At 61.7% G+C, this 21,962-nt stretch carries 19 protein-coding genes and 1 rRNA gene; 9 read left to right on the top strand and 11 right to left on the bottom strand.

The window, feature by feature from the left end:
• Positions 1-341: ribosomal RNA gene (locus ACP691_RS12605) — 16S ribosomal RNA — on the bottom strand; the annotation flags it as partial.
• Positions 342-921: 580 nt separating this feature from the next.
• Here ACP691_RS12605 and rhtA point away from each other — a divergent pair.
• Positions 922-1,809, top strand: a complete 888-nt coding sequence (gene rhtA, locus ACP691_RS12600) for a threonine/homoserine exporter RhtA (protein ID WP_426153998.1) — start codon at positions 922-924, stop codon at positions 1,807-1,809.
• A gap of 6 nt (positions 1,810-1,815) precedes the next feature.
• Here rhtA and ACP691_RS12595 read toward each other — a convergent pair whose 3' ends face one another.
• Positions 1,816-3,624, bottom strand: a complete 1,809-nt coding sequence (locus ACP691_RS12595) for an aminopeptidase P family protein (protein ID WP_426153996.1) — start codon at positions 3,622-3,624, stop codon at positions 1,816-1,818.
• 170 nt (positions 3,625-3,794) lie between these two features.
• Here ACP691_RS12595 and ACP691_RS12590 point away from each other — a divergent pair, with 170 nt between their 5' ends.
• The 3 genes from ACP691_RS12590 to ACP691_RS12580 are packed head-to-tail and all read left to right on the top strand — an operon-like array spanning position 3,795 to position 5,851.
• Positions 3,795-3,977 carry a hypothetical protein gene (locus ACP691_RS12590; protein WP_426153994.1) on the top strand — a complete coding sequence of 61 codons (183 nt, stop codon included), beginning with the start codon at positions 3,795-3,797 and terminating at the stop codon, positions 3,975-3,977.
• 10 nt (positions 3,978-3,987) lie between these two features.
• A complete protein-coding gene (locus ACP691_RS12585; protein WP_426153992.1) occupies positions 3,988-5,097 on the top strand; it encodes a DUF3182 family protein in 1,110 nt (369 codons plus the stop codon).
• The gene (locus tag ACP691_RS12580; RefSeq protein ID WP_426153990.1) at positions 5,081-5,851 is read left to right on the top strand and encodes an alpha/beta hydrolase family protein; all 771 of its coding nucleotides are present in this window, start codon (positions 5,081-5,083) and stop codon (positions 5,849-5,851) included. The genes ACP691_RS12585 and ACP691_RS12580 overlap by 17 nt, the downstream gene beginning before the upstream one ends.
• Before the next feature lie 127 nt (positions 5,852-5,978).
• Here the strand turns inward: ACP691_RS12580 and ACP691_RS12575 are convergent, their stop codons facing one another.
• Together ACP691_RS12575 and ACP691_RS12570 are read right to left on the bottom strand one after the other, a co-directional pair.
• Positions 5,979-6,980: an ABC transporter substrate-binding protein gene (locus tag ACP691_RS12575; RefSeq protein WP_426153988.1), complete on the bottom strand. Its 1,002-nt coding sequence runs from the start codon at positions 6,978-6,980 to the stop codon at positions 5,979-5,981.
• A 63-nt stretch (positions 6,981-7,043) separates the two neighbouring features.
• The gene (locus ACP691_RS12570) at positions 7,044-7,514 is read right to left on the bottom strand and encodes a hypothetical protein (RefSeq protein WP_426153986.1); all 471 of its coding nucleotides are present in this window, start codon (positions 7,512-7,514) and stop codon (positions 7,044-7,046) included.
• 311 nt (positions 7,515-7,825) lie between these two features.
• Between ACP691_RS12570 and ACP691_RS12565 the strand changes: the two genes are divergently transcribed.
• Positions 7,826-8,077: a DUF2789 family protein gene (locus ACP691_RS12565; protein WP_426153984.1), complete on the top strand. Its 252-nt coding sequence runs from the start codon at positions 7,826-7,828 to the stop codon at positions 8,075-8,077.
• 101 nt (positions 8,078-8,178) lie between these two features.
• Here ACP691_RS12565 and ACP691_RS12560 read toward each other — a convergent pair whose 3' ends face one another.
• Positions 8,179-8,583: a TraR/DksA family transcriptional regulator gene (locus tag ACP691_RS12560; protein WP_040260588.1), complete on the bottom strand. Its 405-nt coding sequence runs from the start codon at positions 8,581-8,583 to the stop codon at positions 8,179-8,181.
• 377 nt (positions 8,584-8,960) lie between these two features.
• Here ACP691_RS12560 and ACP691_RS12555 point away from each other — a divergent pair, with 377 nt between their 5' ends.
• From ACP691_RS12555 to ACP691_RS12545, 3 genes are all read left to right on the top strand, one after another.
• A complete protein-coding gene (locus tag ACP691_RS12555; protein WP_426153982.1) occupies positions 8,961-10,028 on the top strand; it encodes a phosphotransferase family protein in 1,068 nt (355 codons plus the stop codon).
• An 11-nt stretch (positions 10,029-10,039) separates the two neighbouring features.
• Entirely contained in the window at positions 10,040-10,804 is a 765-nt protein-coding gene (locus ACP691_RS12550) for an SDR family oxidoreductase (protein WP_426153980.1), read from the top strand.
• Positions 10,805-10,906: 102 nt separating this feature from the next.
• Positions 10,907-11,686: a TSUP family transporter gene (locus ACP691_RS12545; protein WP_426154004.1), complete on the top strand. Its 780-nt coding sequence runs from the start codon at positions 10,907-10,909 to the stop codon at positions 11,684-11,686.
• Here the strand turns inward: ACP691_RS12545 and nudC are convergent.
• The 5 genes from nudC to gnd all read right to left on the bottom strand — a co-directional run bounded on the left by nudC (position 11,654) and on the right by gnd (position 16,792).
• Entirely contained in the window at positions 11,654-12,484 is an 831-nt protein-coding gene (gene nudC, locus ACP691_RS12540; RefSeq protein ID WP_426153978.1) for an NAD(+) diphosphatase, read from the bottom strand. The two genes, ACP691_RS12545 and nudC, sit on opposite strands and share 33 nt — an antisense overlap.
• Positions 12,485-12,513: 29 nt before the next feature.
• Positions 12,514-13,326, bottom strand: coding sequence for a crotonase/enoyl-CoA hydratase family protein (locus ACP691_RS12535; RefSeq protein WP_426153976.1), 813 nt, complete (start codon positions 13,324-13,326; stop codon positions 12,514-12,516).
• Between the two features lie 53 nt (positions 13,327-13,379).
• A complete protein-coding gene (locus tag ACP691_RS12530) occupies positions 13,380-14,195 on the bottom strand; it encodes a Cof-type HAD-IIB family hydrolase (protein ID WP_426153974.1) in 816 nt (271 codons plus the stop codon).
• Complete coding sequence (zwf, locus tag ACP691_RS12525; protein WP_426153972.1) at positions 14,192-15,712, bottom strand: glucose-6-phosphate dehydrogenase; 1,521 nt, start codon at positions 15,710-15,712, stop codon at positions 14,192-14,194. Before zwf ends, ACP691_RS12530 begins: the two co-directional genes overlap by 4 nt.
• A 102-nt stretch (positions 15,713-15,814) precedes the next feature.
• Positions 15,815-16,792: a phosphogluconate dehydrogenase (NAD(+)-dependent, decarboxylating) gene (gene gnd / locus ACP691_RS12520; RefSeq protein ID WP_426153970.1), complete on the bottom strand. Its 978-nt coding sequence runs from the start codon at positions 16,790-16,792 to the stop codon at positions 15,815-15,817.
• 315 nt (positions 16,793-17,107) lie between these two features.
• Here gnd and ACP691_RS12515 point away from each other — a divergent pair, with 315 nt between their 5' ends.
• On the top strand, positions 17,108-17,290 hold the full coding sequence (locus ACP691_RS12515) for a DUF6026 family protein (protein WP_040260597.1): 183 nt from the start codon (positions 17,108-17,110) through the stop codon (positions 17,288-17,290).
• A 57-nt stretch (positions 17,291-17,347) separates the two neighbouring features.
• Here the strand turns inward: ACP691_RS12515 and ACP691_RS12510 are convergent, their stop codons facing one another.
• Positions 17,348-21,871 carry a hypothetical protein gene (locus ACP691_RS12510; protein ID WP_426153968.1) on the bottom strand — a complete coding sequence of 1,508 codons (4,524 nt, stop codon included), beginning with the start codon at positions 21,869-21,871 and terminating at the stop codon, positions 17,348-17,350.
• Positions 21,872-21,962: the final 91 nt, after the last annotated feature.

Here is a 21,962-nt window from a genome sequence, read left to right as displayed (position 1 = left end):
CCGTAGGAGTCTGGACCGTGTCACAGTTCCAGTTTGACTGATCATCCTCTCATACCATTTACTGATAGTCGCCTTGGTGAGCCATTACCTCACCAACTAGCTAATCCGACCTAGGCTCATCTATTAGCGCAAGGCCCGAAGGTCCCCTGCTTTCTCCCGTAGGACGTATGCGGTATTAGCGTTCCTTTCGAAACGTTGTCCCCCACTAATAGGCAGATTCCTAGGCATTACTCACCCGTCCGCCGCTGAATCAGGGAGCAAGCTCCCTTCATCCGCTCGACTTGCATGTGTTAGGCCTGCCGCCAGCGTTCAATCTGAGCCATGATCAAACTCTTCAGTTCAATACTGCTTGGGTTTTGAGAAAACCCTAAACTTGGCTCAGCAATCGCAATGCTTCCAAAAGGAAGCCACTCATTCGAATTCTCGTCTGAGTATTTGTGATGCTGATAATCATTGTGACAATCAGTCCAACTCACAAGCACCCACACGAATTGCTTGATTCATTTGTTAAAGAGCGGTTGGTTGAGCCGTTCGCTTCAACCGAGGCGCGCATTCTACGCTAACCCTGCATCGTGTCAAGCGTTTATTTCGGAAGTTTTCAGAATTTCTCGTTCAACTTCAAACACTTGACCGCTTCACTTACCTCTCGAAGCGGGAGGCGAATTCTACAGCACTACAACCTGCTGTCAACCACCTTTTTCACCGCGTTCGATCCGGAGATCGAAGCCACTTCCTGCTTACCTGAACCGCTAACTCGTTGATTATCAAGGAGTTTGCCGTTCCGTTGTCGCTGGAAGTGGGGCGCATTATAAGGGGTTTCGGAAGGCCGTCAACACTTATTTTAGGCCGTGTTGAAAACCCTCATTGATCGCCACGTTATCAGCGGTGATCATGGCAGGCCGTCCACCCTCTGGTTCGATAATGTCCACGTCCACCACTTCCCTGCGCGGCCTGCTGTTCCCCATTGGCCTGCTGCTGATCGCCATGGCGTCCATTCAATCTGGCGCTTCCTTGGCCAAGTCCTTGTTTCCGGTCATTGGCGCGCCAGGCACTACCGCCGTTCGCCTGATCTTCGCCGCGCTCATCCTGCTGGCGGTCTTGCGTCCATGGCAGACCAGGATCACGCTGCGCAACCTTCGGCATGTACTGGTCTATGGCATCTCCCTGGGGCTGATGAACTTCCTCTTCTATATGTCATTGCGCACCGTCCCGCTGGGAATCGCAGTGGCACTGGAGTTCACCGGCCCGCTGGCGGTGGCGGTGTTTTCCTCCAGACGCAAGGTGGATTTCTGCTGGGTCGGCCTGGCGATCGCCGGCATGGTGTTGCTGGTGCCTGGTGTGCATTCAGCAGGTGGCATAGATGTTACCGGGGCGCTGTATGCACTCGGCGCCGGCGTCTGCTGGGCCCTCTATATTCTTTTCGGCCAGAAGGCAGGCGAAGCACACGGGATACAGACCGCCGCGCTGGGTGTTGCGATTGCAGCGATCTGCATTGCCCCCTTTGGTATATACAGCGCCGGAAGCGAGCTCCTGCATCCCGGCATCCTGCCGGCCGCCCTGGGAGTGGCCATACTGTCCACCGCCCTGCCCTACAGCCTGGAGATGGTGGCACTCACCCGCATGCCGGCACGCACGTTCGGTATTCTCATGAGCCTGGAGCCAGCCATAGGCGCGCTCAGCGGCTTGCTTTTCCTTGGCGAGAAGCTGGCACTCAACCAGTGGATGGCCATCGCTGCGATCATCACGGCATCCGCCGGTGCTACGCTCACTTTACCCCGGCAACCCGCGGCGACGGCGGCCGCGGATTGAAGTCGGCTACACGGCTTGCGTGCGGTGATGCAGCCAGTCCAGCACTTTTCCGTCAACCAAGGGAGACAGGCGTGCCCTGACCTCGGCGTGATAAGCATTCAGCCAGGCTCGCTCCTCCTGGGTCAGCCGCTGGAGCAGCAGGCAGCGCGTATCTATGGGGCATAAGGTAAGGGTTTCGAACTTCAGGAAGCTGCCGAACTCCCCCTCCCCCGCTGCCGTGGTGGCAACCAGATTCTCGATTCGCACGCCCCAGCGACCCGGACGGTAAGTACCGGGCTCGATGGAGGTGATCATGCCTTCGCGCATGGCCGTTTGCGGTGCGGGCGCTGCCTGGTAGGCGATAACCTGAGGCCCTTCGTGTACGTTGAGGAAATAGCCCACCCCATGGCCAGTCCCGTGACCGTAGTCAATGTTGTCCGCCCACAAGGGCGCCCGGGCGATAGCATCCAGCAACGGCGAAAGGATGCCCGAGGGGAAGCGCGCCCGGGAGAGCGCAATCATGCCCTGCAGCACCCGCGTACAGTCAGCTTTTTGTTCTTCACTCAGCTTACCTACTGCAACCATGCGGGTGATGTCAGTGGTACCACCCAGGTATTGCCCGCCAGAGTCGATCAAGAGCAGGCCATCGCCCTCGATCACGGCGTGAGCCTTGGCGGTTGCCCGATAGTGAGGCAGCGCGCCGTTGGCCGCGAAAGCGGCGATGGTAGCGAAACTGGGGCAAACGAAATCGGGTTGCCGAGCGCGAGCCTCGAGCAGGCGCTCGTCGATAGTCACTTCGGTCACAGGCTCCCGGCCCAGCGCCGAGTCAAGCCAGGCGAAGAACTCACACAAGGCCGCGCCATCTCGCTCCATTGCGCGACGCACATGGTCAAGTTCGGCTTCCCTCTTGCAAGCCTTGAAGAGCGTAGTGGGATTCACCTGCTCGATGAAGCGCACCGACGCTGGAACGCTGGCCACCACACCAGCGGTCACCCGTGCCGGGTCCAGTAGCAAACGCGTCGTCGGCGGCAGCCTGGCAAGGTCCGACAGCACCTCTTCATAAGGGCGGACTTGCACGCCCTGAGCCTGCAGTTGCTCCTGCAATGAAGCCGGTACCTTGTTTTCCCCTATCCACAGCACCACTTGCTCGGCGGTCACCAAGGCGTAGGAAAGAAACACCGGGTTGTAATTAACGTCGCTGCCGCGCAGGTTGAATAGCCAGGCGATATCGTCCACCGTGGCGATGAAGTGGGCATCAGCCTCGGCCTCGGCCATGGCCTGGCGCACCCGGCTCAGCTTTTCAGCCACTGACTCGGTAGCGAAAGGAGGCTCGTGAGCCACCACCGGCTCTCCGGGCAGGCCTGGACGGTCACTCCACAAGGTAGCGATCCAGTCTCGCTCCCCGCGCAGGGCGATGCCTCGGGCAGCCAGTTTCTGTTTGAGGGTGCGCTCGCTCTGCAACGCCAAGACCCGAGCATCCACCGCCACGGCGCCGCCTTCGCGCACCTGTGCGGCCAGCCAGTCCAGCGGCCCGGGCGCGCCGGGCTGAAGCTTCATCAGCACGATGCCCGTACCATTGAGTTCTTTCTCCGCCTGCTCCCAATAGCGACTGTCGGCCCACAAGCCGGCGAACGTCGGGGTGATCACTAGCGTTCCTACCGAGCCGTTGAAGCCGGAAAGCCAACGGCGGACTTGCCAATGGCGAGGCAGATATTCCGATAGATGAGGATCCGCCGAAGGGACCAGTAGCGCGTCCAGCTGCTCGCGCTCCAGCAGAGCACGAACAGCCTCGACGCGAGCAGGCACGGTGGTCGTAGAAACGGAAGAAGGCGTCATTGCAGCTCCACTAGACACTCAAAGAATCATAATGCGGCAGCCCGCGTACTCGGGCAAGCCGGGGACGACATCGCGCTGAACTAACAGGCGAAGGCTTCTTCATACAAAAAGAGGCCCGCTCACGGCAGGCATCCGAAGCTTGATCTCAACCAGGTGGCAGGAGGTACAGCATGGCGAGCGCAAGCAAGGAGAAATACGGCGAAAAGCAGAAGGACCAGGCTGCAGCCAGCAAAGCCCGATATGCAGGCAAAGACATACCGGGCACAGAGAGAAAAGCTCAGGCCAGGCACATGCCCGCCCGGTTTACCGAGGACAGACAATCACTGACCCCAGCCTTGGGCAAAACCTTCTGAGGCCGCGCGAATGAGCACGTCCCATCCCTTCGATTGTGTGCAACTTCACGCCTCAGAGCGCGCCACTTCAGAGCACGAGCGCCAAGTCCATGAGAAACTCGGCATCATACTCTGCGAGCTCCTTGGCATAACCCCTTCACAGGTATTGCCCGCGGATGCCATGGCTGGCCGGCATTCCTATTACCTGCCAGCGCGCACGCTGACCGGGCCGATGGCCGAAGACCTCGGCATCACATCGGAAACCGACTTCTTCGGCGGCTGGGTCAGTACCCCCTTCATCGCCACGAAGGCCATCTCGCACCCGCTTTTCCCAGGTAGCCAGGCACCGGCGTCCTGGGCCCACGGATTCGCTGACACAGCGGGCGCTGCCCTGCTCCCCGGCTGGACGGTATTCAGCAAAGCCGACGCGCGTCGAGCCGCGGAGCAGTTCCTGGTAGCCAGGCCAGTGCGGCTCAAACCGGTAAGGGCCACTGGCGGGCGGGGACAACAAGTCATAGATAGCCGCGGCGCGCTGGAAATAGCGCTGGAGGCCATGGCTGACGATGAATTGGCCGAATGGGGGCTGGTTCTGGAAGAGAACCTCGACCAGGTGGAAACCTACAGTGTGGGTCAGGTCCGGGTCGCAGGGTTGGTAGCCAGCTACGTCGGCACTCAGCGCCTGACCCAGGACCATGGCGGCGCCTGGGTCTATGGCGGGTCGGACCTCAACGTTCACAAGGGGGATTATGAGGCACTCCTTAGCCTACCGTTGCAGCCATTACAGAAACAGGCCGTGTGCTGCGCACGTATCTATGAGGGCGCTGTGCTACAGCATTATCCGGGTTTCATGGCGTCTCGTCGGAACTACGATATCGCCACCGGGCTTGCCCATGACGGCAAGCGGCTTACCGGCGTGCTCGAACAATCCTGGCGCGTGGGTGGTGCCAGCAGCGCCGAATTGCTAGCCCTGAGGGCATTTCATCGTGACCCTGAGTTGCGTCAGGTACACGCCAGCACTTACGAGGTATTCTGCGGCACCCATTGCCCGACGGATGCCGAGCTGTTCTTCCAGGGCGATGACCCCGAGGTGGGCCGCCTTCTTAAATACGCACGGATAAAGACCCATGGCGATAGTCAGTGAACCCATCGAACTGCCAGTGCAAGGCCAGACCATTGCCGGCACCCTGCTCAGCCCCAGCCCGAAATTGCCAGGCGTGCTGTTCGTCCATGGCTGGGGCGGCAGCCAGCAACGCGACCTCGGGCGCGCGAAAAGCATCACAGGGCTGGGCTGCGTCTGCCTCACCTTCGACCTGCGCGGTCACGCCAGGACAGAGGATCAACGCCAGACGGTCAACCGTGAGCAAAGCCTGACCGATGTGCTGACTGCCTATGACCGGCTCGTCAGCCATCCCGATGTAGACCCCGAGTCCATCGCGGTGGTCGGTAGCAGCTATGGGGGATACCTCGCTGCACTGCTCACCGCGCAACGTCGAGTGCGCTGGCTGGCCCTGCGGGTTCCGGCGCTGTACTGGGACAAGGACTGGGAGCTGCCCAAGGCGGCGTTGAATCGAGAAGGCCTGGCACACTATCGCCGCACCCTTCATACCCCAGCCGACAACCGCGCCCTGGCCGCCTGCGCGGAATTCGCAGGCGATGTGCTCTTGGTCGAGTCCCAACACGATGACTATGTACCCCATGAAACCGTGATGAGCTACCGGTCGGCGTTCGTTGGCGCTCACTCGCTGACCCATCGGATCATCGACGGTGCTGACCATGGCCTGACCCAGGAGGCCTGGCAAAAGGCATACAGCACCCTTCTGGGTGGCTGGGTCAGCGAAATGATCGTGGGTTCGCGCCTGGAGAACTACCCGCACCACTCAGCGGTCTATTCCTGACCTCACTGCCGTCCGCCCGCCCTGGTGCCTGCTACCCGAGGGCGGTCTCGGCCGGTCGACGGGAGGCAGCCAAGGCCCGCCGGCCAGTAGGGCATGGGGGATACCCTTCGCCCTGGCGCGTGTCCGTTCAGAGACTGGCCTGAACCTTCTCGGCTACCGGTGCTGGTAGCCAGGCGCGAAGCCATTCAGGATGCTCGCGCAATAGCCCCAACGCCACGTCCCGTGGCTCCAGACGCTTTTCGCTCATGCGTGCAAGGGCCTGGTTGAGCGGCTCGATGGGCAGTTCGACCTTCGCAAAGAAGCCAGCGACCTCGGCATGTTCACGGGCGAAGGCGCTGGATACGCCGATGGAAAGCCTGGATGCGAGAGAACGGGTGGGTCGAGGGGCGGGATTATCAGGATCGGTCAGTGTCTTCCAGGCCTCGGCGTCGAAAGGCGGCTCCTGAAGCTGGATGAAATCATAGCGGCCCAGCAAGGGCGTCGGGCTCCAGTAGTAGAAAAGCACCGGCTCGCCCCGCTTCACTGCCGAAGTGATTTCCGCGTCAAGAGCGGCGCCCGATCCCGCCCGGAAATTGCTGAAACTGTCAACCAGACCGTAGGCCTTGAGCTTCTGTCCATTGACCACCTCGGACGTCCAGCCGATAGGGCTGTTGAGGAAGCGCCCCTTGTCCGGGCTTTCCGGATCGCGGAAAACATCTTTGTAACGCGGCAGGTCAGCGACGCTTTTCAGGCCAGGCGCCTTGGCTTCGATGCCACGCTTAGGGTCGCCCTTGATCACATAGTCAGGCACCCACCAGCCCTCGGTCGCCCCCTTTACGATGTCGCCCAGCCCTTGCACCTGACCAGCGGCTTCGGCCTTGTTCCAGACTGGACTGCGACCGGCCCATTCTTCGCCAATGACCTGGATATCATTGCGAGCGAGCGCGGCTTCCAACGTCACCGTCGTACCCGGTGCGGTTTCAGTGGGCAGGCCGTAGCCTTTTTCCACCACGTACCTAAGCAGTTCGGTGATCAAGCTGCCGCTTTCCCAATTGAGGTCAGCGAAGCGGACCGGTTCGGCGGCGCTGGCCAGAGCATTGAGGCCCAGTGCCGCCCAGAGGCCAAGCCACCATGAACATCGTTTAGTCATTGAGCACCTCGTCGCTTCCGCGGATTGGAGCCTCAAGCCTAGTCGAAGCGCCGCCAATCGGCGCTACTGTTCGCTGGCCTTGAACTGCAGTTCGCCGGCACGCCATTTGGCTGCCTTGGCGACCGCAGCCTTCAACGGCCGGGTCAATCCGCCCACCAGTTGCTCGTTGGCCGCGAAAACCAGCATGACACTTTGCCCTTGGCGAAAGACAACGCCACTGCCAGAGGGAGTATCCACGAAGGCATACTCCCCCAGGCCGTAGATGGTGAACTTCAGGTCACGAAACTTGATTTCGAATTTCCCGCCTTCGCGACTGGGCAATACCGCGGCGCGGAAATGGTCACCCACCTTTAACTGCAACCCCGGCTTGTCATCTACCACCAGGGCTACTTCGGTGTCGATTTCCGCCATGTACAGACTGTCCGCGGATTGTTCGGTGATATACACGAAGCGTGATTGAAATAACTTGACTAACTTAGCGCGCAAGTCGCCCAGTACAAAGAGCGCATGCATATCCAGATTGCTGACGGCCAACGAAAGATCCTCAACCAGATGAAAGAACCGGTCGCCCCGGTCCCAGCAGGGCCTATGGCCTGAAGCACAAGGAGCGGGACAAGCGCTGGTCTGAATGAAATGATCCGGCATACGGAGCGCAACCACGAGCGGATTGCCTCTGAAAAACATTACAGCCGGTAACGTCGATTCTCATCCAAAAGGCCCGGCGAAGAAAAGCCCTTTTGGAAAATCTGGACAAATCACAGCCCCCCGCGCGAACTCCCTTCCGGGAGATGGGTTCCAATCCAGCGACACCACAATGATCACCAAGCTTTTAATGGGAGCCTGAAATGGAAGATGTGCATCACGACCTGGAAAGCCTGTTCGCTCAACTGGGCCTTGACACAAGCGCCGAGGAAATCGACCGGTTCATCGACGAGCATCAACTGCCAGGCGATGTGAAAGTGTCCGAAGCGCCCTTCTGGAGCCAGGCCCAGGCCAGCTTCCTGAAGGAGGCCATCATGGCGGACGGCGAGGAAGCGCCCTGGGTCGATGAACTCAATACCCGTTTGCACCATGATGCCAACCAGCAAGCCAGTTGACGCCGAGGGCTGCCTCCAAGGGGATGCTCCCCGGACGACAGCGTGACGGCAACTGGCCCGGGGCGGCTTCGCATCGTCGAGCCGCCCTGTGCCAGGCGACCTCAGGCCTGACGCTGATGGCGGTCGATCTGCTCGTGCCGCTCCTGGGCCTCGATGCAGTATTTGGTCGTGGGGCTGATCAGCAAGCGCTTCAAGCCGATGGGCTCGCCGCTGTCTTCGCACCAGCCGAAAGTGTCTTCGGCGATACGCCCCAGGGCCTGCTCCAATTGAGGCAGCAAACGCTGATCGCGCTCGATGGCGTTGACCAGCCAGTGGCGCTCCTCTTCCACGGAGGCGGCGTCAGCCGGGTCGGCCGGGGAATCCAGGCTTTCAATGGCTGACCGGCTTTCGTCGATGCGCGCCTGGGTTTCGACCTTCATGGCCTGGAGCAGCTTGGTGAAATAAGCGTGCTGTTCGGCATTCATGTAGTCATCGGCCGGCATGGCCAGCAACTTTTCCTTCGTCATTGATATCTCGATAAACCTGATGAGACGGATCGGGCCGGCCGCGTGGTTACGCTAGGCGGCGGGTGAAGTCAAATGAGGGGCGGCAGTCTACGGGCGCGACGGGGAAGCAGCAATAGGAAGGGCTCAATTCAAAGCCAGACGGCCGACGTATGCCCTGGCGGCAAGACATTACCGAGCACGCTCGCCTCCTTGCGAGCATTCCTGAAAGCCTGGATCTCGCCTGGCCACGCCAGCTACTCGGAGACGTTGTCGAACTCGCGCCAAGGTTATGCCTATACCCCGCCAACACCCCCACTGATAACGTCCCTGCTAACCTTGCCCCTCATTGACCATGCCATTAGGCTGCCCAGCCAAGAGCTACCAGCGCGGGGGACGCGATGACGATCAGCGACCAGACCATTCGTTTGCGTGAAGGTGAAGAACTTGACGCCCAGGCGGTAGACGCTTGCCTGAAAGCGCACCTGCCGAGCCTCAGCGGCAGCCTTGCCATCGAGCAGTTCCCGGGCGGGGCCTCCAACCTGACCTACCTGCTGGCCTATCCGGATCGAGAACTGGTACTGCGCCGCCCCCCCTTCGGGCAAAAGGCACGCTCGGCCCATGACATGGCTCGCGAGTATCGCATCCTGGACAAACTTAGCCGACACTTCCCCTATTGCCCACGCCCCGTGCTGCTGTGTACCGACCAAAGCATCATCGGCGCCCAGTTCTATGTCATGGAACGTTTGCGAGGCGTGATCCTGCGCAAGGATATCCCCGCCGCGCTTGACCTGGGGCCGGCACAAACCCGCGAACTCTGCCTCAGCTTCGTGGACCGGCTGGTAGAGCTGCACCAGGTGGACTACCAAGCCTGCGGCCTCGAGGATCTGGGCCGCCCCGAAGGCTACGCGCGCCGACAAGTCGAGGGCTGGAGCGAGCGCTACGCCAACGCCCTTACCCCTGATGTACCGACATGGGAACGCGTCATCGCCTGGCTGCGTGAAAAGCTGCCTGAAGACAGCGGTCGGGCCAGCCTCATCCACAACGACTACCGGCTTGACAACGTCATTCTTGACCCAGCGGCGCCTACTCGGATCAGTGGCGTGCTGGACTGGGAGCTGGCCACCCTTGGCGACCCACTGATGGACCTGGGCAACTGCCTGGCGTACTGGGTAGAAGCCACGGACCCCGCGCCTGTACAACTGACCCGGCGCCAGCCGAGCAACGCGCCAGGCATGTTGACCCGGGCCGAGATGGTGGCCTATTACGCAGAGCGTTCGGGCATCGCAGTCGCCAACTTCGATTTCTACTATGTGCAAGGCCTGTTCCGCCTGGCCGGGATCATCCAGCAGATCTACTACCGCTTCTACCACGGGCAGACTCGCGATCCACGCTTCGCCCAATTCGCCGCCATGAACGCGCTGCTCGAGCAGATGAGCCTACGTGTCCTGGATCGCTCTACCCTTTGACAGGAGGTTACATGTCCACTGATCTGTTCGACCTGACCGATAAAATCGCCTTCGTTTCCGGGGCCAGCCGTGGAATCGGTGAAGCCATTGCACGCTTGCTCGCCCAGCAAGGCGCCCATGTGATCGTCTCCAGCCGCAAGCTCGAAGGCTGCCAGGCCGTGGCCGACAGCATCCTTGCCAGTGGCGGGCAAGCCACCGCCATGGCCTGCCATATCGGCGAGCCTGAACAGATCCAGGCTACCTTCGCGGCGCTGCGCGAGCGGTTCGGCCGCCTCGACATCCTGGTGAACAACGCCGCCACCAACCCCCAGTTCGGCCACGTGCTGGACACGGACTCAGCCGCGTTCCAGAAGACCGTGGATGTCAACATACGCGGCTACTTCTTCATGTCCGTGGAAGCCGGCAGGCTCATGCGCGAACAAGGCGGCGGCAGCATCATCAACGTAGCATCCATCAACGGGGTGTCCCCCGGCGCCCTTCAGGGCGTGTACTCCATGACCAAGGCCGCGGTAATCAGCATGACCAAGGTCTTCGCCAAGGAATGCGCGGCCCTTGGCATCCGCTGCAATGCGTTGCTGCCGGGCCTGACGGACACCCGATTCGCTTCGGCTCTGGTGAACAACGAGAAGATCCTGGCTCAGGCCCTGCGGCAAATCCCTTTGGGCCGGGTCGCCGAACCGAGCGAGATGGCCGGGGCCGTGCTCTACCTGGCCAGCGCGGCCTCGAGCTATACCACCGGAACAGCGTTGAACGTCGATGGCGGCTATCTCGCCTGAAGAAGGCTTTGGCTCACCGCTCGTTCAGGCGTAACGGCGAACGAGCAGCCAAGGGCGAGGCCAGTTAGAATGCGCCTCTCTTTCCAGCCTCGCTCGTGTGCCATGCCCTTCGATCTCAGCGTTGCCCCAACCACCCTGGCCATCCTCGCCGCGGTCGCATTCCTGGCCGGTTTCATCGACGCCATCGCCGGCGGAGGCGGCTTGCTCACCACCCCGGCCCTGCTCACCGCAGGCTTGCCGCCGCACCTGGTGCTGGGCACGAACAAGCTCAGCTCTACCTTCGGCTCGGCCACGGCCAGCTTCACTTATTACCGGCGCAAGCTCTTCAATCCGAGCCAATGGCGCCACGCCCTGATATGTACCGGGGCCGGCTCGCTCATCGGCGCGGTGGTGGCGCATTACCTGCCCGCCGAGTGGCTCAACAAGATGCTGCCGGTAATCGTGTTTGCCTGTGGCCTCTACCTGCTGTTCGGCGGCACGCCCAAGGCGCCTCTGGATAGCAACGCGCCGATCCCCCGCCGCTGGCAGGCCCCTCAGGGGCTTACCCTGGGCTTCTACGATGGCGTGGCCGGGCCGGGCACGGGGGCGTTCTGGACCGTCAGCAGTCTGCTGCTCTACCCTATCGACCTGGTCAAGGCCAGCGGCGTGGCGCGCAGCATGAACTTCGTCAGCAACGCCGCCGCACTGGTCGTCTTCATTCTCTCCGGGCAAGTGGACTGGATCATCGGCCTGACGATGGGCAGCAGCCTGATGGTGGGCGCCTTCCTTGGCGCGCGCACCGCCATCAACGGCGGCGCGGGCTTTATCCGTCCAGTCTTCATTTGCGTCGTCCTGGCGCTGACGGTCCGCCTAGCCTGGCAGCACTGGTTCGGGCAGGCCTAGGCGCCGGGCTACATAAAGATCGATCAGGTAGCGAGCGATCGAGCGCGGCGCGGGCAGCGGCGGCAGCGCGTGGACTGAGAACCAACGAGCGTCTTCGATCTCGTCGGCCTGGGGGACGATCTCGCCGCTGGCGTACTCAGCATGAAAGCCCAGCATCATGGAATGGGGAAACGGCCAGCATTGGCTACCTCTGTACTGGATGTTGCGCACTTCCAGGCTTACTTCCTCACGGACTTCCCGGACCACGCACTCTTCAGCGGACTCGCCTGGCTCGGCAAAACCGGCCAGGGTGCTATACATGCCGCTGACGAAGCGTGGCGAGCGCGCCAGCAATACCTCGTCACCGCGGGTGATAAGCACAATCATGCTCGGCGAAATCCGCGGGTAGTTGCGCAGGTCGCAGCGGTCGCAGTGCATCGCCCGCTCCCCCGGCACTTGCACCATGGCTTTGCCACAGCTCCCACAGAATCGGTGCTCCCGCGCCCAGGTGCCGATCTGCGCGGCGTAGGCCAACACCCGGTAATGCTCGAAGTCGGCCTGTAGCATGAACTGGCGCAGCCCCTGCCATTGACAGTTTTCAAGGGTCACTGGCCCTTCGAACTCGATCAGGTAGACCGGCTGTCCGTCAAGCCGACCAATGCCATGTTCGAACAGGATGGGCAAGCCCAGGCCCTTGAGCCAATCCCGGGCGAAGAGCACGCCCTGGCTGTCGAACATGAAGCCTTGCGGGCTGTGGGCGATCGCCCAGCCCCCGGTTGGCGCGGTATCCAGTACGGCGGTGATCCACTGGTGAGGCATTTTTCGATCCCTGCTTGGCAAGGCCGCGTTCAGTCTTCGAAACGCGGCGTCTGTTTGCTCATGGCGGCCGCCAGGGCGATGCGCAGGTCCGGCGCCTGCAGCATGGCCGCGTTCCAGGTAGCAATGTATTCCAGGCCGTCGGCCACCGAATGATCACGCATATAGCCGAGCATGCGCTTGGTGCCGCTCACTGCCAGCGGGGATTTGTCAGCGATCTGGGTAGCCAGTTCGAACACACCCTCCAGCAGTGCCTCCGGACTGTCGAATACCCGGTTGACCAGGCCCACGCGCAGCGCTTCGGTCGCATCCATTTCCCGCCCTGTGTAAGCCAGCTCACGAAGCAAGCCATCGCCGATCAGCCGAGGCAGTCGTTGCAAGGTGCCCACGTCGGCGGCCATGCCCATGTCTACTTCCTTGATGGAAAACCTGGCATCGGCATTGCAATAGCGCATATCGCAAGTGGCGATCAAGTCCACCGCGCCTCCGATGCAATGGCCCTGCACCGCCACCAGCACCGGCTTGGCGCAGCGTTCGATACAGGTCAGCGCCTCTTGCAGAGCCAGTATCTTGCGGCGCAGCAAGCGGGCATTACGACCCACGTCCGGTCCCAGCTCGCTGGCTACCTGGGCGAGCATCGCCAGATCGATACCGGCGCTGAAGTGGGCGCCGGCACCGCTGAGCACGATCGCGCGCACACTCTCGTCAGCATCCAGCTCAGTGAAGAGGGCCTGAACCTCGAGCCAGAAGGCCGCGTTCATGGCGTTGCGCTTTTCCGGCCAGTTGATCTGCACATGGGCCACGCTGCCCCGCCGCTCCATGAGAAACGCGCTGTATGAACTCATCGCCTGCTCTCTGTCGTTATGAACCAGGACTATAGCAACCGGCGCTGGTGCGGTCATAGCGCGTCACAGGAAAGCAGATATCGCTCGATGGCGAAAGCGACGCCATCCTCGGCATTGCTGCCGGTGACCACGTCGGCCGCCGCCTTGACCTCGGCGCTGGCCTGGCCCATGGCTATGGCCAGGCCCGCCACCGCGAACATCGCCATGTCGTTATGGCCGTCGCCCAGTGCGGCAGTCTGGCTCAACGGCACATCTAGATGTCGGGCCAGACGGGTCAAGGCCTTGCCCTTGTCAGCTTCGATGGAGGTGATATCCAGGTAATACGGTTGGGATCGCGCGGCATGGGCCTGATCGGCGAGCCGAGGCTGCAACTCGTCCTCGAGGCGGGCGAGCAAGGCATGATCGTCAGTGGTAGCGACTATCTTGTCCACCCGGTCAAGATAGGGGGCGAAGTCGAGCACCAAGGTAGCGTCGAAACCCAAGGCATGTCGCTCGGTCGGCACGTGGGCCGCCGAGAAGTCCTTGAGTAGCCATTGCTCGTCAGCGAACACCCAGATATCGACCGGGTACCTGGCCAGGAAGGTCAATGCCGCCCTGGCTGCCGCCGGGGCCAGGGGGTAGGCCTCCAGCAGGCGACCATCCGGATATACCAGCCGCCCGCCGTTGAAGCCCGCGATAGGCGCGTTGATGCCGAGCAAGCGCGCTTGCTCCAGCATGGCACGGGGCGGCCGACTACTGGCGAGGCTGAAACGTACGCCCCTAGCCTGCAGCCGCTGGACCGCCTCGATGACTGGCCCCGCCAACTGGTGGTCTGGCCGCAGCAAGGTGCCGTCCATGTCGCTCAAGGCAAACCTGATGGGCGCGCTCATCCCAGGGTATGCCAGGCGCGGCCATCACGCGTAAGCAGTTCATCGGCCTCAGCCGGGCCGTCGCTCCCGGCCGAGTATTGGGCCAGCGACGCCCTCTGCTCTCTCCAGGCATCCAGGAAAGGTTGCACCGCGCGCCAGCCGTTCTCGATATTGTCGGCGCGCTGGAACAGGGTCTGGTCGCCGATGAAGCAGTCGTAGAGCAGCGTCTCGTAGCCGGTGGAGGGCTGCATCTGGAAGAAATCCTTATAGGCGAAGCCAAGCTTTACGTTATCGATGACCAAGGCAGGCCCGGGACGCTTGGCCTGCAGGTCGAACCACATGCCTTCGTCCGGCTGGATCTGGATGTTGAGGAAATTGGGCTTGATGTCGTCCACGCTGGTGTCACGGAACTGGGCATAGGGCGCCGGCTTGAAGCAAATGGCGATCTGGGTGTCACGCACCGTCAGCCGCTTGCCGGTACGCAGGTAGAACGGCACGCCCATCCAGCGCCAATTGTCGATCATCACCTTAAGGGCTACGTAGGTTTCCGTTTCACTGTCCGGGTCTACCCGGTCCTCTTCCCGATAGCCCTTGGTGCCCTCGGAATTCGCCACGTATTGAGCACGCACCGAGTTGGCCATCGCCTCTTCTGGTGTCCAGGGCCGGATTGCGCCGACCACCTTGGCCTTCTCGCTTCGCACGGCGTCGGCGCCGAAGGCCGCGGGCGGTTCCATGGCAACCATGGCCAGCAGTTGGAAGAGATGATTGGGAACCATGTCGCGCAACGCGCCTACCTGGTCATAGAAATTGCCACGGGTTTCCACGCCCACGGCTTCGGCGGCCGTGATCTGCACATGGTCGATGTAATGGTTGTTCCAGAAGGCTTCGAAGATTCCATTGGAGAACCGGTTGACCAGAATGTTCTGGACCGTCTCCTTGCCCAGGTAGTGGTCGATGCGGTAGATCTGCCGTTCGCTCATCAATTCCAGGAGCTGATGATTCAAGGCTTCGGCGCTGGCCAGGTCGGAGCCGAACGGTTTTTCCACGACCACTCGACGAAACCCGTTGGCATGCTCGGTCAGCAAGCCGGCACGATTGAGCCGCAAGGCCACTTCGGTAAAGAAACGAGGCGACGTGGCCAGGTAGAACACAGCATTACCGGTGCCATTGGCCTGCAGCGTGCGGGCGATGGCTTGGTAGGTATCGTCGTTGGTGAAATCCCCGGTCACGTAGCTGATCCGTTCAGCCAGGGGGCCCCATACCGTGGGATCGATCACGCTGGCTTCGTCCAGAATATGGTCCGGCTGCTTGGCGCGGGCCTGGTCGAGGATGAATGCCCTCAGCCGCTGGGCGAACTCGGCATCGCCCACCTCATTATGGTCGACGCCCACGATATGCAGGTTCGGGTCGAGCAAGCCGTCACGGGCCAGATTGTACACCGCCGGCATCAGCAGTCGCTTGACGAGATCGCCATGGGCGCCGAACAGAAAGAGGGTTGCCGGCGAAGCCGGCTCGGCCTTGGTCTTGCCTCGCTTCATGCAGCTGTCTCCAGTCATGGGCAGGCGCTGCGCGGCCGGATGGCGCGGGCAACGTCATTACACCACGGCCCCGGCGCGCCGCCAGGGCCGCGGTGGCAGGGCTTACTTCTTCACTTCCACGTGACCACCGAAGCCGAAGCGCATGGCCGACAGCATCTTGTCACCATAGGTGGCCTCCTGACGCGAACGGAATCGGGCGAACAGCGAGCTGGCCAGCACCGGCACCGGAACCGCCTGCTCAACTGCGGCGTCGATGGTCCAGCGGCCTTCACCACTGTCGGAAACCGAACCGGAATAACCGGCCAGGTCAGGGTCGGCGGCGAGGGCGTCGGCGGTCAGGTCCAGCAGCCAGGAGGAGACCACGCTGCCACGACGCCACACCTCGGCGATATCCGCCAGGTTCAGATCGTACCGCTGATCCTCTGGCAACTGAGCCGAGTTCTTGGTCTTGAGAATGTCGAAACCTTCCGCGAAGGCTTGCATCATCCCGTATTCGATACCGTTGTGAATCATCTTCACGAAATGGCCGGCGCCAGCCGGACCAGCGTGGATATAGCCCTTCTCGGCGCGGCTGTACTCGGCTTCGCGTCCCTTGGTGCGAGGGATTTCTCCCACACCTGGTGCCAGGGTTTCGAATAAAGGCTCCAGGCGCTCGAAGATGGACGTCTCCGCGCCGATCATCATGCAGTACCCGCGGTCCAGACCCCAGACGCCTCCGGAAGTACCTACGTCCACGTAATGTAGTTGCTTGTCCAGCAATGCCTTGGCGCGGCGGGCGTCGTCCTTGTAGAACGTGTTACCGCCATCGATGATCACATCATCCGGCTCGAGCAAGGCAGCGAGCTCGTTGATGGTATCTTCAGTGGGCGCTCCGGCGGGTAGCATGACCCATACCGCCCGTGGGCGATCGAGTGAGGCGACGAGGTCGGCCAGGCTCTCAGCGCCCTTTGCGCCTTCCGGCACCAGCGCCTGCACTGCCTGCTCGTTACGGTCATATACCACCGTGTCATGGCCGTTGCGCATGAGGCGTCTAGAAATATTTCCACCCATGCGACCCAGTCCCACGATTCCCAATTGCATGCCGGTAACTCCAAAAAATGTAAGAAAAGCCGTTACAGCTTATAGCAGGCCGCCGCTGAAGGTTAGTCCGAAGCGCAATGGGAAGGTTTCCAGTTCCCCGCTAAAAGTTCCCGACCAGCGGCAAGGTGGCTCAAAGCCACGTGCGACGGGGGTTTGGCGCCATTTACCTGCCGACGGCGGCGACAACCTCAAATAAAAAAGTTCCCAAATCGCTCTAAAGAATTCAGAATCGGAGCCGATCAAGGAAGTAACCCGGCGGGGAACAGCCCTTACGGTACATCCTTAACGTAGTGATCCACCATCTCGAGGTGCGCCATGGGCAACGTAGTCGTCGCAAAACAACCGCAAACGCTGTATGTCACCATCCGCCGTGACGAACTGCACGACATCAAGGCAGAGCGCGACCAGCTCAAGCGCAAGGTTGCCCAACTATCCGCCATGCTGAGCCAGGCTACCCACGGCGCCCTGGACTTCGCACCGGTCGCTCGCCTCGCCTGATCGGCCCATCGAACACGTGAAAAGCCAGGCATGTCCCCATGCCTGGCTTTTTTGCGTCTAGGGCTGGTTCAGGAACAGCGCCCGCGCGCTCTGCAAGTCGATCCGGCTGCGATAGACCTTGACCACCTCGGCATTGTCGGCCGCCTGGGCCATTTGCTGGCTCAAGCCTACGAATCGTTGGCTTACCGTCTTCAAATGGGCAGCCAGGTAGTCCTGATCCGCGGCGCCTGCGTTGGCGTAATGAAAGTGGGCGTACCATAGGGGCGTGCCATTGGGCTCTTCCACCACATACTCCTGCACCAGATCCTTGCGTTTGCCCCGTCCCTTGAGCGTCACTCGGTCACCAAGGCGACGGACATGGGCCTCGCCCTCGTCGACCAGATAGCGGACCCGCGCAACCGTGGGGAGCGCCATCTTGGTCAGGCGAATACGCAGCGCGTGCCCCTCCCGCTTGATGTCAGCGGCCATGGTTCTGAGAGCACGCACCTTGCTTTCGGCGCTCTGAACCCGCTCCACCACGACATCTGTCTCATTCATCCGCGTCAGGCTGCGCTCGATCTTTTCCGCGAGGCTGTTCAGGTCATGAGCCGTATCCAGGAGCAGCTCCTCAAGCTCGATGGGAATATGGGTGGCTTGTGCCAGGCGCGGCGCCTGGGCCAGTTGGCGAGCGGCATCGGCCAGGCGGCGGTCAGCCTCTTGGGCAAGCCGGTTGATGTCGCCATGTTCAGTTTTGCGCGGCGGCGCCGGGACCGCGCGCTCAACCCAATCGCCCCCTGCTTCGTCTGGCTCGAACCTGGCAACCACCCTATCGTCCAGGGGAGAAATGACCTCAGCGATCTCCGTGCCGGGGTGCCCCGGCTTCTTACGTACCCGCGCAACCAGGGGGCCCCGGTTACGGGTTCGAATCACTCTTTGCCTCGGGTCTTTGCTAGGCGCGACCTTCACGACTTCCAGGGCCTGGGCTTGAGCGTCCACTAACAATCGGCCAAGCCAGTCTTCGGCTGCCATTCGTTGCTCACTGATGATCTCCCGCAGGCGGTCCATACCCGGTGTAACATATTCAGGGCGCAGGGAGTGCTTGAGCACCTGTACCATTTCCTCCGCGCCTTGATAGGCATTGACCACCCCATCGAGCAGTTCCTTTGCGGCCACCGCCCCGAGATCGGGGTCCAGAATCATTTGCTTATGGGTGTTGAGCGCCAATACCAAGGGCTTCATGGCTTGATGGAAAAGCTGAAGGTTTGCCTCGTCCTCCACCATGGGAGCGTCCAGGATGCTCAGCTGGGTATACAAGCGCAAGGCCTGGTATTCGATCAACGGACGATAGCTCGCGAATTTCGGCCTCAACCGTTCGAGCCAGCGCGCGCCATGGATCGGGACCTCCTCCAGTCTACGCACATGTTCTTCCAGGCGGCTGCGCCAGGACACTCCCGCTTCCGCTGTATTGACATAGTCCCGAAGAAAATCGAACCAGGTCGTTCTCTGTTGCAGGCTCATGGGCAACCCCTCTCGCAGGATTTCCGAGAACGCTGGATGCTCGACGAGAAAGAAGTTGAGTGCCTGGCGGTTAAGGCTCAGGTAGTACCCACAGGTGTTGACCTGTGCAGCGATGGCCATGGCGAGCCGTTCGTGGTAGTCGGCCAGGGCAACCTTGGCATGTATGGCCTCGTAGCTCTCGCGGGCCTGTTGCAGAACCCTATAGGCCTGCGTCACGCGGTTCAGTTCCGTCTGGTGTAAAGCTTTGGCCGCGGCTCCGTTGCCTGCGTCGAGGCCGGCCTTTATCCGCGCCTCGACCGAGCCTCCAACCTCCTGAAGGCCCCGATATACACTTTCGATCTCGGCCAGGTGCTGATCGGCTTCGGCGCGCAAGCGCTGGTTTTCCTGACGTTGCTGGTCAATGCGTCGCTTCGGCCCGCCACCACGCAGACGCAAGCGCAGATCCAGGCGCCACTGGCCACCGCTCACCGGGCGCAGCCAGGGACCCGGTCGCTCAGCTCCGGTCGGGTCGATCACCTGGATGTCACCATTGATCGCCTGTACGCGGAACCAGTGGTCGCCGACGGGCGCCAGCCACTCGCCATCGACGAGATATAGCCCTCGGTGCGCGCCTTCAGTCGCTGCAATGGGCGGATGCGCAGGCGCGGATACGGCCAGCTCGTTCAATTGCTCACGCATGGCAGGCGTAGGCTCGGCCTCCGGCGTCGACCAGCGCCAGTCCGAGAGAGGCCAGGCGTTAGCTTGCCAAGAAGGGTCCTTCGGCGCTTTGGAACCCCCGAGCGCAGCGCTCTTGCTTAGAGCCAGATGAAAGCCTTCGCTGAGCAAAGCAAGCATCAGGTCTAGCAGCACCTGCCCATCATCGATCTCGTCCGTGGGCTGTAGAGCCTGCGCTTGCGCATCGTTGCCATGTGCCTGGATCTCGTAGCTCAACTGGATCAGCCAGGCCGCTGTAGCGCCTACGCCACTGAACAGCGGTAACAGCTGGTTGAACGCTAGCCAGCTGACCTGTTGCGCCGACATCCAGAAGCTTTCCCAGTTTGATACGGTCTGGCGATCAGCGGTGCGTGTGATGACTTCCACCACGCTGTCATAAAAAGCATCCAGCGGTGCGCTGCTGATGGAAAGCTCCGCGAGCTGCGCCGGGCGCGGCGCAGGCAACGGCGCGAATTCGTCGCCAATCCCGAAGCGCGCCCAACGTGGAGCTTCCAGGCCGCCATGGGTGTAGCGGTCCCTGGCGGTATCGCTCAACCCATTGAGCACTGCCTGCCGCAAGGGCGGTTCGGAAAGGATGCAATCGCGTAATACCCTGCGGCTGGAAAATTGCCGCAAGGGTTCCAGGCCCAGCGGCGAATAGAGCACCAGGACATCGCTGACAGGCCGGTCGGAAAGAATGAAGACGCCGGCGATAGGATCGGGTGGCAGATCAGCCGCCGCCCGCAAGGCCAACTGAGTAACAGTCGCAGTTCCCGCCAGCTCGCTTCGGCCGAATAGGCGTCGCACCAGGTCTACGCCTTGCTCGTCGAAATCGTTTTGCCTGCGCAAGCGGAGCTCAAGGGCAAGCAGCGGCAATTGGGCAGCCGCCAGCGTACGGTAAGTTTGGCGACGCTTGTCAGCGTCACCGCCCCCCGCCAGATGTTCCCTGAGAAAAGACAGGTAGGTTGCGCCCACGTTACTCTGGACGACCAGGGCTGTGGCTGCGTCTTCGTCCAGCCAACTGGGCAGCGTCTTGCCTGGTCTGGGCCCAACGCTCATCCACCCACGGGGGCGGCCGGCCAGATTGACCAGACTGAGGTCTACCAGGCTGATTCGTTGCTCAGTGAAAGTGATCGTGGCCCCGCCACCTGCGATGGAAAGCAGGGCATCGTCGTCGCGACTATGGATATGAATGACCACGTCCTCAGGGTCGCTCAAAGGGGCTTCGGGATGCATCCGCGCCGCTTGCGCGATCAAACGCTCACTGGCGAATTGGCTGGCGGTAGGAATGTCACCAAGCAAGGGGGCATCGCGGCGGCTGGCCTGGGCATCGATGAGTGCCTTGAGCCCATCGGCGTAGCATAAGCGCTGAGCTTCGCTGGCCTGGCGAAGCCAATCCGGCAGATGTTGACGAACGGCCTCGCTGCGCCGGACTTGATCGGCGTGGTCCAACAGCGTAGCCGCCGGCATTTCGTTCATCCGCGACTCGAACAGTGCGGGCTCGGCATGTTGCTGGCGCAGGGTGACGGCCAGCGCCCGCAAGTGGCTCAGATGCCGATCTAGAATGCTATAAGCCCAGCGGTGGAATACTTCATGAGCGTCTGTCACCGGCTCGCGCTCGGCACTCCCCAAAGGCCGGACAAGATGTGCTTCCAGGTCAGCCAGACTGTCGAAACGAGAAAACCCGTCAAAGGGCGAATACAGCAGCCAACCGCTGTCCGGCCGCCCGACGCTGATCGCCAAGCGCGGGACAGGAATGGCATCTTCAAGCAAGACCCGAGCAGTCGCCTGTCGACCGACACCAGGAACGGAAGTCTCTGACGCAGCGAGCGCTAAAGCGCTAGCGACCCACTCTGCTTCTCGCAGGCCTATTAGACCCTGGGTCAGGGCGCCTTGGCGCGCTCGCGTGATCTGTTGCCGCAAGTACTGGGCCAGCCAAGCCCAGAAGCTCGTTCCGTCTTCCTGGGGCTCTGACCAATAGCGGGTCAAGCGCTCACACCAGGCATCGATCAGGCCCGCGCCAGCCAGATCGATTTCGCTCGCCAGGGCGGACTGGTCAACCTGTGCCCGCTGCGGATATTCACTGCCGGGATGAAGCGTCAGGAAGCTGAACTCTTCGGCAAGATCAACGGGCTTATCCGTCAGATACCGCTGGTAAACGGCATAGGCCAGCGGGCGCAGTGCATAACCGGTGAAACCGAACTGCTGATCGACCCGGCGCCAAATGCCGGTGGCCAGGCTGGCGCTGGATAACGCAGGCAAGCGAATGGCCGCCAGCGGGCCATGCAAGAGCTCGAGGGCGACGCTGGCGATACGCGGCCGCTTCGCCAGGCGCTGGCTTACCTGGCCTGGCGGAACTTGTTGCTGCGATGACGTGTGGGAGAGAGTCAAGGCGAAGGCTCCTGTGATAAGGAGCCTTCATCATTGCCCTGCGATACGAGCCAGGGGCGGTAACCCTGTACTACGCCAGGGTTGGCCTGGT

Source organism: Pseudomonas sp. DC3200b2 (assembly GCF_049895785.1).
GTDB classification, from domain to species: domain Bacteria; phylum Pseudomonadota; class Gammaproteobacteria; order Pseudomonadales; family Pseudomonadaceae; genus Aquipseudomonas; species Aquipseudomonas massiliensis.
This window is presented reverse-complemented; position numbering and strand designations above follow the sequence as displayed.